The sequence below is a fragment of the Streptomyces sp. NBC_00122 genome, assembly GCF_045160845.1.
Taxonomy (GTDB): Bacteria; Actinomycetota; Actinomycetes; order Streptomycetales; family Streptomycetaceae; genus Streptomyces.
The window spans coordinates 6,696,097-6,712,430 of sequence record NZ_CP108191.1; the positions used below are offsets into that span (position 1 = coordinate 6,696,097).

Annotated in this window: 15 protein-coding genes; 8 read left to right on the forward strand and 7 right to left on the reverse strand. The window is 72.6% G+C overall.

All coding sequences use genetic code 11. From position 1 onward, the window contains the following. Positions 1 to 7 precede the first annotated feature (7 nt). On the reverse strand, positions 8 to 592 hold the full coding sequence (locus tag OG737_RS30535; protein WP_328929422.1) for an XRE family transcriptional regulator: 585 nt from the start codon (positions 590 to 592) through the stop codon (positions 8 to 10). Between the two features lie 77 nt (positions 593 to 669). Here OG737_RS30535 and OG737_RS30540 point away from each other — a divergent pair, with 77 nt between their 5' ends. Then, positions 670 to 2,157 carry an MFS transporter gene (locus OG737_RS30540; protein ID WP_405922226.1) on the forward strand — a complete coding sequence of 496 codons (1,488 nt, stop codon included), beginning with the start codon at positions 670 to 672 and terminating at the stop codon, positions 2,155 to 2,157. Between the two features lie 25 nt (positions 2,158 to 2,182). On the opposite strand, the gene OG737_RS30545 is transcribed toward OG737_RS30540, so the two are convergent. The 3 genes from OG737_RS30545 to fusA form a co-directional block, all read right to left on the reverse strand. Next, the gene (locus OG737_RS30545; protein WP_405922227.1) at positions 2,183 to 2,878 is read right to left on the reverse strand and encodes a polysaccharide deacetylase family protein; all 696 of its coding nucleotides are present in this window, start codon (positions 2,876 to 2,878) and stop codon (positions 2,183 to 2,185) included. Between the two features lie 86 nt (positions 2,879 to 2,964). Continuing rightward, a complete protein-coding gene (locus OG737_RS30550) occupies positions 2,965 to 3,513 on the reverse strand; it encodes an FABP family protein (RefSeq protein WP_328929425.1) in 549 nt (182 codons plus the stop codon). A 330-nt stretch (positions 3,514 to 3,843) separates the two neighbouring features. Beyond that, positions 3,844 to 5,922 carry an elongation factor G gene (gene fusA / locus OG737_RS30555; RefSeq protein WP_328929426.1) on the reverse strand — a complete coding sequence of 693 codons (2,079 nt, stop codon included), beginning with the start codon at positions 5,920 to 5,922 and terminating at the stop codon, positions 3,844 to 3,846. Between the two features lie 475 nt (positions 5,923 to 6,397). Between fusA and OG737_RS30560 the strand changes: the two genes are divergently transcribed. The 4 genes from OG737_RS30560 (at position 6,398) to OG737_RS30575 (ending at position 10,931) form a co-directional block, all read left to right on the forward strand. Further along, positions 6,398 to 6,754 (forward strand): hypothetical protein, encoded by a 357-nt coding sequence (locus OG737_RS30560; protein WP_405922228.1) that lies wholly within the window; start codon positions 6,398 to 6,400, stop codon positions 6,752 to 6,754. A 178-nt stretch (positions 6,755 to 6,932) separates the two neighbouring features. Then, on the forward strand, positions 6,933 to 7,886 hold the full coding sequence (locus OG737_RS30565) for an NmrA/HSCARG family protein (protein ID WP_328929428.1): 954 nt from the start codon (positions 6,933 to 6,935) through the stop codon (positions 7,884 to 7,886). Positions 7,887 to 7,991: 105 nt separating this feature from the next. Continuing rightward, positions 7,992 to 8,924, forward strand: a complete 933-nt coding sequence (locus tag OG737_RS30570; protein WP_328929429.1) for a MerR family transcriptional regulator — start codon at positions 7,992 to 7,994, stop codon at positions 8,922 to 8,924. Between the two features lie 117 nt (positions 8,925 to 9,041). Further along, a complete protein-coding gene (locus OG737_RS30575) occupies positions 9,042 to 10,931 on the forward strand; it encodes a potassium channel family protein (protein ID WP_405922460.1) in 1,890 nt (629 codons plus the stop codon). A gap of 48 nt (positions 10,932 to 10,979) precedes the next feature. Here OG737_RS30575 and OG737_RS30580 read toward each other — a convergent pair whose 3' ends face one another. Continuing rightward, positions 10,980 to 11,135 carry a DUF6131 family protein gene (locus tag OG737_RS30580; protein WP_328930528.1) on the reverse strand — a complete coding sequence of 52 codons (156 nt, stop codon included), beginning with the start codon at positions 11,133 to 11,135 and terminating at the stop codon, positions 10,980 to 10,982. 213 nt (positions 11,136 to 11,348) lie between these two features. On the opposite strand from OG737_RS30580, the gene OG737_RS30585 reads away from it, so the two are divergent. The 3 genes from OG737_RS30585 to OG737_RS30595 all read left to right on the forward strand — a co-directional run bounded on the left by OG737_RS30585 (position 11,349) and on the right by OG737_RS30595 (position 14,350). After that, positions 11,349 to 11,876, forward strand: a complete 528-nt coding sequence (locus OG737_RS30585; protein ID WP_328929430.1) for a hypothetical protein — start codon at positions 11,349 to 11,351, stop codon at positions 11,874 to 11,876. A gap of 183 nt (positions 11,877 to 12,059) precedes the next feature. Further along, positions 12,060 to 13,184 (forward strand): alpha/beta hydrolase, encoded by a 1,125-nt coding sequence (locus tag OG737_RS30590; RefSeq protein WP_405922229.1) that lies wholly within the window; start codon positions 12,060 to 12,062, stop codon positions 13,182 to 13,184. Positions 13,185 to 13,264: 80 nt separating this feature from the next. Beyond that, positions 13,265 to 14,350 carry an RICIN domain-containing protein gene (locus OG737_RS30595; protein WP_328929432.1) on the forward strand — a complete coding sequence of 362 codons (1,086 nt, stop codon included), beginning with the start codon at positions 13,265 to 13,267 and terminating at the stop codon, positions 14,348 to 14,350. Positions 14,351 to 14,450: 100 nt separating this feature from the next. Here OG737_RS30595 and OG737_RS30600 read toward each other — a convergent pair whose 3' ends face one another. Both OG737_RS30600 and OG737_RS30605 read right to left on the reverse strand, forming a co-directional pair. Beyond that, positions 14,451 to 15,758 (reverse strand): phosphoribosyltransferase family protein, encoded by a 1,308-nt coding sequence (locus tag OG737_RS30600; RefSeq protein ID WP_328929433.1) that lies wholly within the window; start codon positions 15,756 to 15,758, stop codon positions 14,451 to 14,453. 331 nt (positions 15,759 to 16,089) lie between these two features. Further along, on the reverse strand, positions 16,090 to 16,305 hold the full coding sequence (locus OG737_RS30605; protein ID WP_328929434.1) for a hypothetical protein: 216 nt from the start codon (positions 16,303 to 16,305) through the stop codon (positions 16,090 to 16,092). Positions 16,306 to 16,334 lie beyond the last annotated feature (29 nt).

Consider the following 16,334-nt stretch of genomic DNA (forward strand, 5'->3'; position numbering starts at 1 on the left):
CGGGGTGTCAGGCGCGGGGCTTGGCGCGGACGTGCATGCGCTCGCCCTGTCTCCCGAAGAGGCTGAGGATCTCGACGGGCCGCCCGTCCGCGCTGCTGAACCAGTGGGGCACCCGGGTGTCGAACTCGGCGGCCTCACCGGGGCCGAGGACCAGGTCGTGCTCGGCGAGGACGATGCGCAGCCGGCCGTCCAGCACGTACAGCCACTCGTAGCCCTCGTGCGCACGGAGTTCCGGCTCGCCGCCCCGGTCATTGATGATCATCTTGTATGCCTGGAGGGGGCCCGTGCTCCGGGTGAGGGGGAGGAACGTACCGCCCCTCGGCAGGGTGCCGGGTGTCAGCCTGACCCGGGGATCCCCCACCTCGGGGGCACCGACGAGGTCGTCCAGGGGTACGTGGTAGGCGCCTGCGAGCGGCAGCAGCAGTTCCAGGCTCGGGCGGCGCTGACCGGATTCCAGCCGGGAAAGGGTGCTCTTGGAGATGCCGGTCGCCTCGGAGAGCGCGGCCAGGGTGAGCCCGCGCTGGGCGCGCAGCCGCTTGAGCCGGGGGGCGACCTCGTCGAGGACCGCCTGGTACGGCGGTGGTGTGTCCATGGGGGCATTCCACTCCGCCGTCCCGGAATCGGCAACAAAGTTTGCCGCCACCGTCCGGCGGGCGCACCCTCCTGCGCATGAGCCCACACAGCGATTCCGGCCACGGCCGCCACAGCACCGACCACATCCGCAGCGTACGAAAGGAGGAGGCCGCAGCCGCAAGTACCCCGGGGACGCCCGCCGTTCGGTGGGCGCTCGCCGGACTCTCCCTGTCCATGCTGCTGTCCTCGCTCGGCACCAGCATCGCCAACGTCGGCCTGCCGACCCTGGCGCAGGTGTTCACCGCCTCCTTCCAGCAGGTCCAGTGGATCGTCCTCGCCTACCTCCTCGCCATCACCACCCTCATCGTCAGCGTCGGACGCCTCGGCGACATCGTCGGCCGCCGGCGGCTTCTGCTGGCCGGGATATCCCTGTTCACGGCCGCCTCGGTGCTGTGCGGTCTCGCGCCCACCCTGTGGTGGCTGATCGTCGCCCGCGCGGTGCAGGGCCTCGGAGCGGCCGTCATGATGGCCCTCACCATGGCCTTCGTCGGCGAGACGGTGCCGAAGGCGAGGACCGGCAGCGCCATGGGGCTGCTCGGGACGATGTCCGCGATCGGTACCGCCCTCGGTCCCTCGCTGGGCGGCGCCCTGATCTCCGGCCCCGGCTGGCGGGCGATCTTCCTCGTGAACGCGCCGCTCGGCATCCTGACCCTGCTCCTCGCCCACCGCCACCTGCCCGTCGACGGGCGGGATCCCAAGAAGGACCGGGCGGGCTTCGACCACCTGGGCACGCTGCTGCTCGCCCTGACGCTCGCGGCCTACGCACTCGCCATGACCCTGGGGCGCGGCGGTTTCGGCCCGCTCAACACGGCTCTGCTGCTGGCTGCCGCCCTGGGAGCGGGTCTCTTCGTACGCGTCGAGGCGCGAGCCGCGTCACCGCTGATCCGGCCGGCGGTCCTCCGTGAGCCGGCGCTGAGCGCGAGCCTCGCCACGAGCACGCTCGTTTCGACGGTGATGATGGCGACGCTGGTGGTCGGGCCGTTCTACCTCTCCCGAACGCTGGGCCTCGGCGAGGCCATGGTCGGGCTCGTCCTGTCCGCCGGCCCGCTGGTGGCCGCGCTGACCGGTGTGCCGGCCGGCCGCATCGCGGACCGTTTCGGTGCGGTGCGCATGACCCTCGCCGGGCTCACCGCCATGACGGCCGGCTGCCTGCTGCTGTCCGTGATCCCGGCGACGCTCGGCGTCCTCGGCTACGTGGCCCCCCTCGCGGTCGTCACCGCCGGCTACGCGGTGTTCCAGACGGCCAACAACACGGCCGTCATGGCGGATGTCCGCCCGGACCGGCGGGGTGTCGTCTCCGGCATGCTCAACCTGTCGCGCAATCTCGGGCTCATCACCGGCGCCTCGGTCATGGGCGCCGTGTTCGCGTTCGCCTCGGCGACCACCGACGTGGCGACGGGACGCCCCGAGGCCGTTGCCACCGGTATGCGGATCACGTTCGCGGTCGCGGCGGCCCTGATCGTCGCCGCCCTCGCCATCGCGGCGGGAAGCCGGGCCCTCACGCGACGCGCTGCCGGTGAATGACCCCTGAACGACGGCGTGTTCACCGTCAGGGGGCGGCCGCCTCCGTGAGGAACCGACGGAGGTCGATGATCTCGTACTCGTCGTCCTGGGCCGCCTCGATGATCCGGGGCAGCGCCTGGGCGTCGATGACGACGCCGTCGCCGGTACTGCCCACGTGCATCTGGATGATCGCGCCGGGGCAGAGGGCGTCCACGGCCCGCGCCACCGCCTCGTCCACGGTCATGCCGCCCGCCGGGCCGAGATACCCCTTGGTGTCCTGGGTGAACTCGATGGCCGCGTAGCCGAGGTCGTTGACGTCGGCCACGCAGTCCGCGGTGGTCGCGCTGTAGGGGAAGCGGAAGAGGGGCAGGGGCTCGGCCCCGGATGCCCTGCGGATCGCCGCGTCGGCGCGGCGCACCTCGTCCGCCCGGTCCGCGGCGCTCAGGTCGGCGAAGTAGGGGTGGCTGTACGAGTGGTTGCCCAGGCCGTGCGACGCCGCCATGGCGCGCACCGCCGCGGGGTGGGCATCGGCGAAGCGGCCGGTCGGGAAGAACGTGGCCGGCACCTTCCGGCGCCGCAGTTCGCCCAGGACGGTGTCGATCCCGCTCTCGTCCCATGCGGCGTTGAAGGTGAGGGCCACGACCCTGCGGGCGGTGGGCAGCCGGCGGATCTCGCTGCCGAGCAGCGCCGTCGGCGGCCGCGGGCCCGCGCCCGCCGCCCGTCGCGGCCCGTCGTCCCACATGCACCGTCGACCCTCCCTCTCCGATGCCACGACTATGCGAGAGAGGGGAGCGGACCACGCTCGGACAGCGCCGGGCATCCGGGTGGTCAGGAAGAGGACGGGCGCCGGCGCAGGTGGGTCGTCAGGTGGTGCTGGAGGGGTTGGCCCACGGCCGCCATGTCGTGAGTGACCGTCATCTCCTCGCCCTGCAGCGCGTAGTGGCGCCGCGTGCCGGTGACCTCCTTGGCCAGGGGCGTCAGCGCCACGTCCTTGGTCTCGATCTCGATCTCCGTGGCGGACACCCGCCCCACGTACGTCTCGACGATGCCGGTGGGGTGGGCGAGCACGACTTCCAGGGACGCGTCGGGCGTCACCCGCCACCACCCGGCCTCGCGCCCCGCCGGGCGGACCGGGGTCCCGGACTCGTCGATCAGCCACGCGCGTGCCTCGTAGCGCAGGAAGGGGCGGCCGTCGTGGCTGAAGGTGATCTCCTGCTCGTACCGGAAGTCCTGCTCCAGGGTCGGGTACTCACCGCGGCCGCGACCGTGCCAGCGCCCCAGCAGGGGCAGTACGGGCCGCAGCAGCGGGTGCGGATCGGGGCCCTCACCGAGGACGTGGCTGTCGGGGTACGGATTGTCCTGCGGCGACTCGAACATGTGCACCTTGCCTGTCTGCGGATACCACCAGAGGTGCAGCCTAAGCGGCCTCGGGGAAGTGGGGTGCGTTTCCGCGTCGTCCGGTGCGGTGCATCGCAAGGCGGAGCAGTGCGGACGTCCCTTGTACTGGACGTCCCTTGTACTGGACGTACTCGGGTACTGCGACAACGCGGCGAGGTGCCGTGCCTGGGGGCACCTCCCAGCGGTAGCTGGGGGAGGCGCGGGGACGTGCCCCACTTCCCCGAGGCCGCTTAGGGCCCGGGCCGTGCGAGGCCCCGGACCGCCCCGCCCCCCCCGTGGTGGGGGGGGGCGGGGCGGCCGGTCCGGCGGTTACCGGGTCAGCAGGGCCGCCGCGACCGAGGCCGGGACCGGCGAGAGGCCGGCCGGGCGGGTGGTGAAGGCCCCCCGGCCCTGGGTGCGGCCGCGCAGCCGGGACGCGTAGCCGAACAGCTCGGCCAGTGGCACGGTCGCGCTGATCACCGCGGTGCCGGACCCGGAGGTGGATCCGCTGACCCGTCCGCGGCGGGCCGCGAGGTCACCGAGGACTCCGCCCACACCGTCCTGCGGGACGGTCACCGTGACCTCCACGACCGGCTCCAGCAGCTCCACCGTGCTGACGCGCAGCGCCTCGCGCAGCGCGAACCGGCCCGCCGCCCGGAACGCCATGTCAGAGGAGTCCTTGGAGTGGGTCGCCCCGTCGGTGAGCGTGACCCGGAGCCCCGTCACCGGGAAGCCCCCGAGGGGGCCCTCCGCGAGGGCGTCCCGGCAGCCCGCCTCCACGGCGCGCGCGTACTCCTGCGGCACGCGGCCGCCGACGACCGTCGACCGGAACTCGAAGCCCACCTCCTCCAGCGGCTCGACATCGATGACGACGTGCGCGAACTGGCCCGCGCCACCCTCCTGTTTGACATGCCGGTGGACCAGCCCGGTCACCCCGCGTACGACGGTCTCCCGGTAGGAGACCTGCGGCCGCCCGACGACGACCTCCACCCCGTGGCCGCTGCGGATCTTCTCCACCGCGACCTCCAGATGGAGTTCGCCCATCCCGGACAGCACGGTCTGCCCGGTTTCCGGGTCGGACCGCACCACCAGGGAGGGATCCTCCTCGGCGAGCCGCGCCAGCGCGGCCGAGAGGCGTCCGGTGTCGGAGCTGCGGCCGGCCTCGACCGCCACCGACACCACCGGATCGGCCACCGTGGGCGGTTCGAGGACCACGGGCGCGCCCGGCGCGCACAGGGTCGTGCCCGCCCGGGCGGCCTTCAGCCCGATCACCGCGACGATGTCACCGGCGACCGCCTCCTCCCGCTCCTCGTGGCGGTCGGCCTGCACCCGCAGGATCCGGCCGACCCGCTCCGTACGGCCCGTACCGGCGTCCAGCACGGACTCGCCCTTGCGGAGCGTGCCCGAGTAGACGCGCAGGTAGGTGAGCCGCCCGGTCGGTGTCGCCGTCACCTTGAAGGCGAGGGCCGCGAACGGCTCCGCCGGATCGGGTGCGCGCTCCTGCTCCGCGCCGTCGGCAGTGCCGCGTACCGGCGGCATGTCCGCGGGCGACGGCAGGTACGCCAGGACCGCGTCCAGCAGCGGCTCGACACCGCGGTTGCGGTACGCCGAACCGCACAGCACCACCACGCCGTCCCCACGGAGCGTCAGCTCCCGCAGGGCGCGGGCCAGGGTCTGCCCGGTCAGTGCCGATGTCGCGCAGAACTCCTCCAGGGCGTCCGCGTGGAGCTCGGCCACCGTCTCCTCCAGGAGTCGGCGGCGCCGCTGTGCCTCCTCACGCAGCGGCTCGGGCACCGGCCCCGTCTCGTACGAGTCGTGGCCGGAGCGCCAGAGCAGCGAGCGCATTTCCAGCAGGTCGACGACGCCGGTGAAGGCGTCCTCCGTCCCGATGGGCAGCTGGACCACAAGGGGAACCGCGCCCAGCCGCTCCCGGATCGAGGCGACGGCCGTGTCGAGGTCGGCGCCCGCCCGGTCCAGCTTGTTGACGAAGGCGATCCGCGGCACACCGTGCCGGTCCGCCTGCCGCCACACCGACTCGCTCTGCGGCTCGACCCCGGCGACGGCGTCGAACACCGCGACCGCCCCGTCCAGCACCCGCAGGGACCGTTCGACCTCGTCGGAGAAGTCGACGTGGCCCGGGGTGTCGATCAGGTTGACGCGATGTCCGTCCCAGGTGCAGCTGACGGCCGCGGCGAAGATGGTGATACCGCGGTCGCGTTCCTGGGCGTCGAAGTCGGTGACGGTCGTGCCGTCGTGCACCTCGCCACGCTTGTGGATGGCACCGGTCGTGAACAGGATGCGTTCGGTGATCGTGGTCTTGCCGGCGTCGACGTGGGCGAGGATGCCCAAGTTGCGGACGGTGGTGGTGGCGGGGGAAGTCGTGGCGAGAGGTCGCCGGTTGGTGCGCATGGCCCGAGGCCTTTCGAATGATTCGAAGATGAGGAAGAGGGCAGCGCGATTCCCGGACGCGGTCCCGCCCCGCTCCGCCCCGCGCGGCTGCGCCGCCGCCCTGCCCGGCACACGGTCCGGGGAGGCGTCGTAAGGGAAGCGGGGGGAAGGGGAAGGAAACTAACAGTGCGTCACGGGCATACGGTGACGGCCGCGCAGCCGGCACCGCGCGCCGTGAGACACCGGGATCACGTCGTACCGGGACGGGGGAGCGACGGCGGCTGCGGTGCGGTTGGTGCACATGGCCCGGCTCCCCTTCTCTTCACTCGGCATGAGGCGTACGACGCCGCCCTGCCGGCGGCGCGTACGGCGAGTGTAGTGAGCCGTCCGGCCGAGGGCATGGCATTTTCCGGGGCCCCGGAAGGTGCGCCGGTATCCCTGTAAATGGGCATACTCCGGGTAGGCGGACCAGATCCTCGACCGGAAGGGGTGTGACATGGCACGGCTGTGCGTCGACGGCGACGATCTGGTGGTCCGCCTTGCGTGGTGGGAGAGGCCGGCGGCCCGACGCGGTGACGTACGCGTCCCGCTGACGAGTCTGACCCACGTGGAGGTCACGCCGGACTGGTGGCGCGCCCTGCGCGGCGTGCGGGCGCAGGGCACGCTCATTCCCGGCGCGCTGTGCCTGGGGAGGTGGCGGCACGCCACGGGCGAGGACTTCGTGGCGATCCGGCGCACGCATCCGGACGTCGTCCTCGTCGAGCTGTCGCCGCCGTCGCCCTTCGCCCGGATCACCGTCAGTGGCCCCCACTCCGACCGCGTGGCCGCGACCGTGCGGGAGGCCATGGCATGACCGAGGGCCCGGGGGTGATGGATTCCCCGGGCCCTGGGCCGCGTACACCGCGGGGGACGCGGGTGTGTATCTGCGACACCCAGAGAAACGATCCGCCACGCCCGAGGTTACGGGGTCACGCCGCCGGATCAGCGTGGCGTGACGATCCGGAAGCGGAGAGTGTGCGAAGAAGAGGGTCATGGGCGAGAAGAAGACGATCACGGTGTTCGGCGCGACCGGCTCGCAGGGCGGTGGCCTGGTGCGGGCGATCCTGGCGGACCGGGAGAGCGAGTTCGCGATCCGGGCGGTGACCCGTCATACGGACTCCGAGAAGGCCCGGGAGCTGGAGCGGCTCGGGGTGGAGGTGGTCCAGGCCGACATGGACGACGAGGCGAGCCTGGCCCCCGCCTTCGAGCACGCGTACGGCGCCTACCTGGTCACCAACTTCTGGGAGCACATGTCCGCAGAGCGGGAGAAGGCCCAGGCGCTGGCGCTCGCCCGGGCCGCCTCGCACGCCGGGGTCCAGCACGCGATCTGGTCCACCCTGGAGGACACGCGCGACTGCATCCCGCTGGAGGACGCACGGATGCCCACGCTCCAGGAGCGCTACAAGGTGCCGCACTTCGACGGCAAGGCGGAGGCCGACCACTACTTCGCCGAGGAGGGCGTACCGACGACCTTCCTGCGCACCACGTTCTACTGGGAGAACCTGATCGGCACGTTCGCCCCGCAGCGGGCGGAGGACGGCGTGCTCCAGTTGGTGCTCCCGATGGGGGAGAGCAGGCTCTCCGGCATCGCGGTGGACGACATCGGCAAGACCGCCCTGGCCGTGTTCAAGCGCGACACCGACCTCATCGCCGCCACCGTGAGCATCGCCGGCGAACACCTCAAGGTCGCCGACATGGCGTCGGCGCTCTCGCAGGCCATCGGCGAGCCCGTTCGGTACCAGTCCGTCACGGCGGACGCCTTCCGGGCGCTGGGCTTCCCGGGCGCCGACGAGGCGGGGAACATGTTCCAGTTCTACGCCGACTGCGAGGCGCGCTTCACCGCGGCCCGCGACCTCACCGCCGTCCGCGACCTCAATCCCGCGCTCCAGGACTTCCGCACCTGGCTCGCCGCCCACGGTGACGCACTGCGCGCCGCGTGGAAGTGAGGCCCGTGGGCGCCGGGGTCCAGGAGTTGCGCGGATCTGCAACCGTGGAGGTCACAAGGCGTGAGGGGTTGAGTCTCCCGTAGGGGGAGACGAAAAGGTGGGGGCATGGACAGCGACGCGCTCTACTCCATCGGGGAACTGGCCCGGCGGACCGGCCTGACGGTGAAGACCGTCCGGTTCTACTCCGACGAGGGGATCGTGCCGCCGACCGACCGGAGCCCGGCGGGCTACCGGCTGTACGACGCCGACGCGTCGGCCCGGCTGGACCTGGCCCGGACGCTGCGCGAACTCGGGCTCGACCTGGGCACCGTACGGAAGGTACTGGACCGGGAGGTCTCCGTACCGGACGTCGCGCGGGCCCATGCCGACGCCCTGGACGTACAGATCCAGACCCTTCGCCTGCGCCGGGCTGTACTGCGTGCAGTCGCCCGACGCGGCGCCACCACCATGGAGTTGAAGCTCATGCACCGACTTGCCGCCCTCTCGGAAGCGGAACGGCACCGGCTGGTCACCGACTTCGTCGACGACACCTTCGGCGGCTTCGACGCCAACCCCGAATTCGTGGCCCTGATGCGATCGGCCATGCCCGTACTCCCCGAGGACCCCACGCCCGAACATGTCGAGGCCTGGGTGGAACTCGCCGAACTCTGCCAGGACACCGGCTTCCGTGAGGCCGTCCGCCGGATGGCCGCGTACCAGGCGGAAGAGCACTCCCAGGGCGACACCGGCGGCCTGCACCACGAACTCAACGAAGCGGTCCGCGAACGGATGGACGAGGCCCTCGCGGCCGGTGTCCTCCCCACCTCCGCCGAGGCGGTGCCGATCACGGACTCCCTGGCCGCGCTGTACGCCCACGCGTTCGAGCGTGCTGACGACGGTGACCTGCGTCGCTGGCTCCTGGCTCGCCTGGAGACCGCCGCCGACCCGCGCACCGGACGCTACTGGGAGCTCATCGCCACGATCAACGGCTGGCCGGTGTCGCCAGGCCTCGCCCCGGTGTTCACCTGGTTCACCACCGCCCTGAGCCGGTACCGGTGATCGGCGCCGGGGCCGGCTCGGGGCGGGGCCGACGGGGTCGGTGACGGGGGCGCAGGGCATTCTGAGCCGGTGCAGATTCCGCAGCAGGTTCTTCAAGTCCCGGCCACCGCAGGCCGGATGGTGGTGTGCGGTGACGACGGGCTGGCCCGCAGGCTGGCGGCCGAGCTCGGCGAGGTGTACGGGGAGCGGGTGACGCTGGTGGTGCCGACCGCGAGCGAGCCGCCGCTCGCCGTCGGCCGGCCCGCGTGGCGGGGGCGCTGGGGACGCGTCCCGTCGGCCAGGGCGCTGCGCGCGCCGGCGGGGGAGCCGGCCGCGGAGGGGCCGCAGGTCGTGGAGGCGGCGGAGCCGGACGAGGAGGTGCTGTCCGCCGCAGGGGTGGCCGGCGCCGCCGCGCTGGCGCTCGTCTACGAGGACGACGACAGGAACGTACGGGCCGCCCTCGTGGCCCGGCGGCTCAACCCGACGCTCCGGCTGGTGATCCGGCTCTACAACCGCAAGCTCGGCCAGCACCTGGAGGACCTCCTGGACCAGGCGGCCATCGTCGCCGAACCGGGGCTCGATCCGCGCGAGCGGGACTCCGCCACGACCGTGCTGTCCGACGCCGACACGGCCGCGCCCGCCCTGGCCGCGAGCGCGGTCGCGGGGACGAGCAAGGTCGTCCAGGCGGACGGTCTGCTGCTGCGGGCGGTCGAGCGGATGCCTCCGGGCAGGGGCGAGACCGCCGATCCGGGCCTGTGCACCCTCGCGTTGCTGTCCGCGACCGCCACCGACCCGGCCGGCAGCGAGAGTTCCGTACTCGGCGGTGAACGCGGGCTCCAACTCCTGCCCGACGACCGCGCGGTGGCGGCCGCCACGGGACGCGGCACCGTGGCCCTGGAAGCGGTGGCCCACACGGGCCCGGCGCAGGCGGCGCCACGGCTCGGAGCGGCATCGCTGCCGGTGGCCTCGCTGTTCTCCCGGCGGCTGCGCTGGTCGCTGGGCGGCATCGTGGCGGCCGTGACCGCACTCGCCGTGGCGTCCTGGCTGACCACGGGCGACCACCCCCTGCACGCCGCGTACATCACCCTCCTCGACATCTTCGCGATCAACGATCCAGCGGTCGGGGCCCCCGCGCAGCGGCAGGTGCTGCAGATCCTGGCCGGATTCGTCGGCCTGCTCCTCCTGCCGGTGCTCGTGGCGGCCGCGCTCGAGGCGCTGGGGGCGTTCCGCACGGCCACCGTTCTGCGCCGGCCGCCCCGCGGGCTGTCCGGGCACGTGGTGCTGCTGGGGCTGGGCAAGATCGGCGCCCGGGTGCTGGCGCGGCTGCGCGAACTCGAGATCCCGGTGGTGTGCGTGGAGTCGGACCCGCAGGCCCGAGGCGTGGCACTCGCCCGCCGCCTGCGGGTGCCGGTGGTCGTCGGCGACGTCACCGACGAGGGCGTACTGGAGGCCGCCCGCGTCCATCGTGCGCACGCGCTGCTCGCCCTCACCAGCTCGGACACCACCAACCTGGAAGCCGCCCTGTACGCCCGCGGGGTCACACCCGACCTCCGGGTCGTCATGCGCCTGTACGAGGACGACTTCGCGACGGCCGTCTACCGCACCCTGCGCGTCGCCCACCCCGACGCCCTCACCCGCAGCCGCAGCGTCACCCATCTCGCCGCGCCCGCCTTCGCCGGGGCGATGATGGGCCGGCAGATCCTCGGAGCCATAGCGGTGGAACGCCGGGTGCTGCTCTTCGCCGTCGTCGACGTGGCGGGCCACCCGCAACTTGAAGGCCGGACGATCACCGAGTCCTTCCGCCCGGGTGCCTGGCGGGTGATCGCCCTCGACACCGCCTCTCCCGAAGACCGCCGCCCCGACCTGGCGTCCCTCCCCCGCGAGGGAGCGGACCCCAGCCAGGGGCTGGTGTGGGACCTGCACCCCGGTTACATCCTCAAGCCCGAGGACCGGGTCGTGCTGGCCGCCACCCGCCGCGGGCTGGCTGAGCTCCGCGCCCGCACCGGCGCACCTGCCGCACGGCCCTGACGGGGCCGTGCGGCAGGTGCGCCGGTCGGCGGGGGAGGAGCGGCGCTGCTAGTAGTAGTGGCGCCTGCCTCCGACCGAGTGGCCGACGGCTCCCAGAATCCACAGGACGACGCCGACGACGAGCAGGATGACCCCGATGGTCCAGAGGATGGAGATACCGGTCAGGAAACCGATGATCAGCAGGATGACGCCAAGGACGATCATGATGTTTTCTCCCATCTCACATTCGGCTCCTGCCCCGTTTCTGCCGACGCATGCGCCGCTCCGGAATGCCGCGCACCCGCCCGTGTACGGCCCGTACCCGTCCCGCAGCCCGCTGTGCCCGCTCCGTGCGGCCGGGTCGGACGCACGTCTCGTGGCAGACTGCTGCCTTGATCACGAGGGCAACGGGCCCCGTGCACACGGGAATGGGATGAAGTGCGCAAGGCGAGGTGGGCGGCCGCGGCTGCCGGTGCGGTGCTGCTGGTTGCGGGTTGTGGCAGTGAAGGCGGTTCGGACAAGGCCAAGGAGGGAGCAGCTCCCGCGTCGGGCTCCTCCGCCCCGGCCAAGGCGGGGTCGTCCGGCGCCCTGGACGCCGCAGCGGTGAAGAAGGAGATCGAGGGCGCGGCCACGGCAGCCGGATTCGCCGAGAAGGCCGGGGACGACGTCCCGGCGGCCCTGAAGTCCTGCATGGTCTCCTGGGTCGCGGACACCAAGAAGGCCGCCGACTCCAAGAAGTCCTACGACGACACGGTCGCCGCCCTGACCAAGGGCGGATGGAAGGAATCGCGCACGCTCGACCAGCAGATCTCGGTCGTCAAGACGCTGGACAAGAGCGGCTGGAGCATGAAGGCCAGCCACCACGGCAAGGCGGGCGCCATGCTGATGGTCTCGTTCATTGCCACGGACACCGGCCCGGCCTGCGAGAAGCTGTTCCAGGAAGACCTGGCGAAGAACAAGCAGTAGGCGCCGGCACCGGGGCCGGAGGCGTGAGCTCTTGCTCGTGGCCCCGGCCCCGGGGTCACGGCCCCGGGGTCCCCGCCGTAGGCGTCGCGGGCCTCTGACCGACCTGGTTCCGGCCATGAGAAGCGGAAAAATTTTCTAGAACTAGACTCCAAATCGGCACGGCGTCTGGTCCACACTCGGCCCATGGCCCACAACTCGCCCGGAACATCCCCGACGAGACCGCTCTTATCCGCCCGGCTGCTGCGCGCGGCGGCGGCGGTCTTCGCCCTGGTGACCGCCGTGCTCCTGCCGGGCACGCCGCCCGTCCACGCCGACCCTCAAGGCCCGCCCGCGATGACGGACGGGTCCGGCCTGACCCAGGTCTCCGCCGCGACCGGTACCGCGACCAACTTCGTGGTCACCGTCTCCACACCCGAGGTCGCGGGCGAGCACCGCATCCGGATCCTGCTGCCCGCCGACTACGCGGCCGACCCCGCCAGGCGCTACCCGGTCCTCTACTTCCTGCACGGTGCGTCGGACGACCCCGGCAACCCCGCACTGGCCTACCCCGCGCTCACGGCCGCCCAGTCGATGATCACGGTCATTCCGGACGGGGGCCGCCGCGGCTGGTACGCCAACTGGCTCGACCAGAAGACCGCCGCGGGGGCGCAGAACTGGGAGAACTTCCACATCAACCAGGTGATCCCCTTCATCGACGCCAACCTGCGCACCGTCACCGGCAAGCAGGGACGGGCCGTCGCGGGCCTCTCCATGGGCGGATTCGGGGCCCTGCACTACGCCCAGCGTCACCCCGGCCTGTTCAGCCAGGTCGCCACCCTCTCCGGCGCCAACGACCTGTCCAGGAACCACGCTGTCATCCGCGCGGCCGTCGTCGCCACTCTGACCAACGTCGGTGCCCCGCTGTGCGGTTCCAGCTCCGCATCCGCCTGCAACCTCGAATTCGGGCCCGCGGTCTCCAGCGACGCCGTCTTCGGCACCCCGTATCCGGTGTTCGACGCCGACTGGCGCTGGAACGCGGCGGATCCCATCGCGCACATGGCAGCCCTGGACGGCATGGGCATCGCCGTCTACACCGGCACCGGCAACAGCAACCCCGCCGACTTCGAGTTCTGGGCCGAGTCGGCGGCGCGGCACACCAAGGTGCGCCTGGACGCCCTCGGATTCCCGTACCACTACGTGAACTACGGCAACGGCTCCGGTTGGGGCGACAGCTGCCAAGGCGGCCACACCAGCGGCTGCTGGAGCCAGGACCTCGTGGACTACGTACCGCGCCTGGAGGCGGCGTTCGCCGCCGGCGCGGCCGCATGACGGTCCGCCACGACCCGGCCGGCCCGGTCACTCCGGTCAGCCAGGTCACCCCTTCCCGTCCGACAAGAAAGGTCCCACCCATGACCTCGACCCCGGCCCCCGTGCGGGAACGCTCGACGGCGTTCCTGCGCATGCTCGCCGCGGCCCTGGCGACGTGCTGCGTCGCCCTGGGCATCATGGCCTCCCCCTTGGCGTCGGCCACGGCCCACGCGGACGAGACCTGCGGCTCCCCGCTCCAGTGCGTGAGCCTCAAGTCCGTCAGCAACGGCCGCCAGCTCGACGTACAGAACGGTTCGCGCGACGACGGGGCCTACATCGTCACCAACTCCGCTCCCGGCTACCACCAGTCCTGGAACCTGAACGTCGACCCGGCGGACTACAGCTTCACCATCGTCAACGGCACCACGGGCAAGTGCATCGACCTCAGCTGGCCCGCACTGCGGCAGCAGACCTGCCGCGGCCAGAAGAGCCAGAAGTGGTACTTCCAGCCCGTGGCCGGCTCCACCACCGCATTCATGATCCGCAACGAGAGCGACAACTCCTGCCTCGACCTCGTGGGCAACGCCCAGTACGACGACGCGTGGACCGGGAAGTCCAACTGCCACGCCGGTATCAACCAGCGCTGGAGCACGAACTCGGCCGCCGCGCTCAACCTGGCCGTGGACCACGGCGCCCGGGCCTGCCAGAAGGACCCTTCGAGCTGCTCCTGGGCGGTGAAGAGCGAGGCCCCGGCCGCGCCCCTGCCGAAGGTCTGCGCCTCCGCCGTCTGGTACAACAACTCCGGCTCGCCGGTCGCCCAGTCCTTCTCGGTGACCAAGACCACCGGCTGGCAGAGCGGCATCACGACCCAGCTGTCGGCGGACCTCAGCGCGGGCGCGGCCCCGGCACTGATGACGCGGGTCAGCTCCAGCCTGTCGTTCACCAACGTCTGGCAGGGCTCCACGAGCGTCGGTGACGCGATCCAGGTGTCCGTCCCGCCCGCGCAGTACGGGTGGGTGACCCTGTCCGTGCTGGCGAAGAAGGTGACCGGTTCCTGGACCTTCGACGCGCGAGGATTCCCCTGGAAGGCCGACGACACCATCACCGTCCCGGTCAAGGACGACCCGGCCGGCGGTGCGACGCTCTACATCGCCAACACCAGCCCGACCTTCACGTCCTGCTCCTGATCCGGTCCGCGCCGCCGTTCGGGGGACGGTGGCGCGGACCTGCCCGCCCCTGTCGCCCGCCGGGCGACAGGGGCGGGCGCACCACGGCCCGCGCCGGGGCCTACCCGGCCCGTCGCATCAGGTGCGTCGTGAACCAGTCGCGGGCGAGGCCCGCCACCGCGTCCAGCGTTCCCGGCTCCTCGAAGAGGTGTGTGGCGCCGGGGACGATCTCCAGGCGGTTCTCGCAGCGCAGCTGAGCCTGGGCCTGCCGGTTGAGGTCGAGCACCGTCGTGTCGCGGCCGCCCACGATGAGGAGGGTCGGCGCCCGTACGCCGGCGAGCCGTGGCCCGGCGAGGTCCGGACGGCCGCCGCGGGAGACCACGGCGCCCACGTCCGGGCTGGTGCCCGCGCCCGCGTCGGCGCCGGCGCGGGCGGACGCGGCCCACAGCGCGGCGGCGGCCCCGGTGCTCGCCCCGAAGTAGCCGATGGGAAGGGCGTGTTCACGGCGCCGTAGCCAGGCCGTGGTCTCCGTCAGCCGCCGGGCCAAGGTCTCGATGTCGAAGACGTTCGCCCGGTCGGCCTCCTCCTGCGGCGTGAGCAGGTCGAAGAGCAGGGTGCCCAGGCCAGCCTGCCGCAGGGCCTCCGCCACCGACCGGTTGCGCGGGCTGTGGCGGCTGCTCCCGGAGCCGTGGGCGAAGACGACGACCGCCCCGGCGTCCGGCGGCAGGACGAGGTCACCGGCCAGAGCGACGCCGTCGGCGTCCACCACCACCTCCGCCTCGCGGGGCGCGGAGCGGTCCGCCGCGCGGGCCAGCAGGGAGACGACCTCCTCGTCGGGGGTCTGGGAGAAGTCCTGGTACCACTCGCCGACCGCGGAGAACCCACGGGGCGTGGACAGGCACACGACCTCGTCCGCCACGGTGCGCAGCCAGGCGACCGCGTCCGGTGGCGCCACCGGTACGGCCAGCACCACGCGCGCCGCGCCCATCTCCCGTACCACCTGGCAGGCTGCCGCGGCCGTGGCGCCGGTCGCGATCCCGTCGTCGACGACGATCACCGTCCGGCCGTCGACCGGCACCCGGGTCCGGCCTGCGCGGAACCGCCCGGCCTGCCGTGCGAGCTCCGCCTCCTCGGCGTGCTCGACCGCGGCCAGGTCCTCCCTGCGGACCCGGGCCATGGCCACGATGTCCTCGCTGATGACCCGCACGCCTCCCTCGCCGATGGCGCCGAACCCCAGCTCGCGGTGGTACGGCACCCCGAGCTTGCGGACCACGGTCACATCGAGCGGGGCTCCGAGGGCCTGCGCCACCTGGAAGGCCACCGGGACCCCGCCGCGCGGCAGGCCCAGGACGACGGGGCCCTCCTGCGCCAGGTGCCGGAGCACTGAGGCCAGACGCCGGCCGGCGTCCGCGCGATCGGCGAAGAACACGGTGGTGCACCCCCAGACCGAGGGGAGACGGAAACCACGTACGCACCTACTTCGAACCAACACCGGATACGGGCTCTTTGCAAATCGGCGGCAGCCCCGCACGGCCCCCCGGGAGAGGCGTCGGCCACGGCCTCGCTGGCGCCGCTGGTTCCGGCAGGTCCTGGCCCGGCAGGAGGTGGCTCCGCTCTTCTCCTCGCAGGCCGATCCCGACGGGGATTTAGACGGGGCGCGGTCCGGTGACAGCGGCGGCGGCCCGGCCGGGTGACCGCGGCCCGGCCGGGTGATCGCGGTCCGGCCGGGCGGCTGCGTGCGTGGGCGACGGGAGCTCCGGTCAGAGCTCCTCGTCGTTCATGTCGTCCTTGTCGCGCATCCGGTCTTCCTCGCGCCGACGGCTCATCTCGTCGGGGCCCTTGCCACCGGGGCCCTGCTCGCCGGAGGACGGTCGGCTCGGCTCGGGGTGGACCGGGTCCTGGCCGGGGCGCATCATGCGCTTCTGCTCCTCGCGGCCCTTGCCCGGCTCCTGGCGCTTGGCCTTGCTATCGCCCATGAAGTGACTCCTTGGATGCGTGTGGAAGG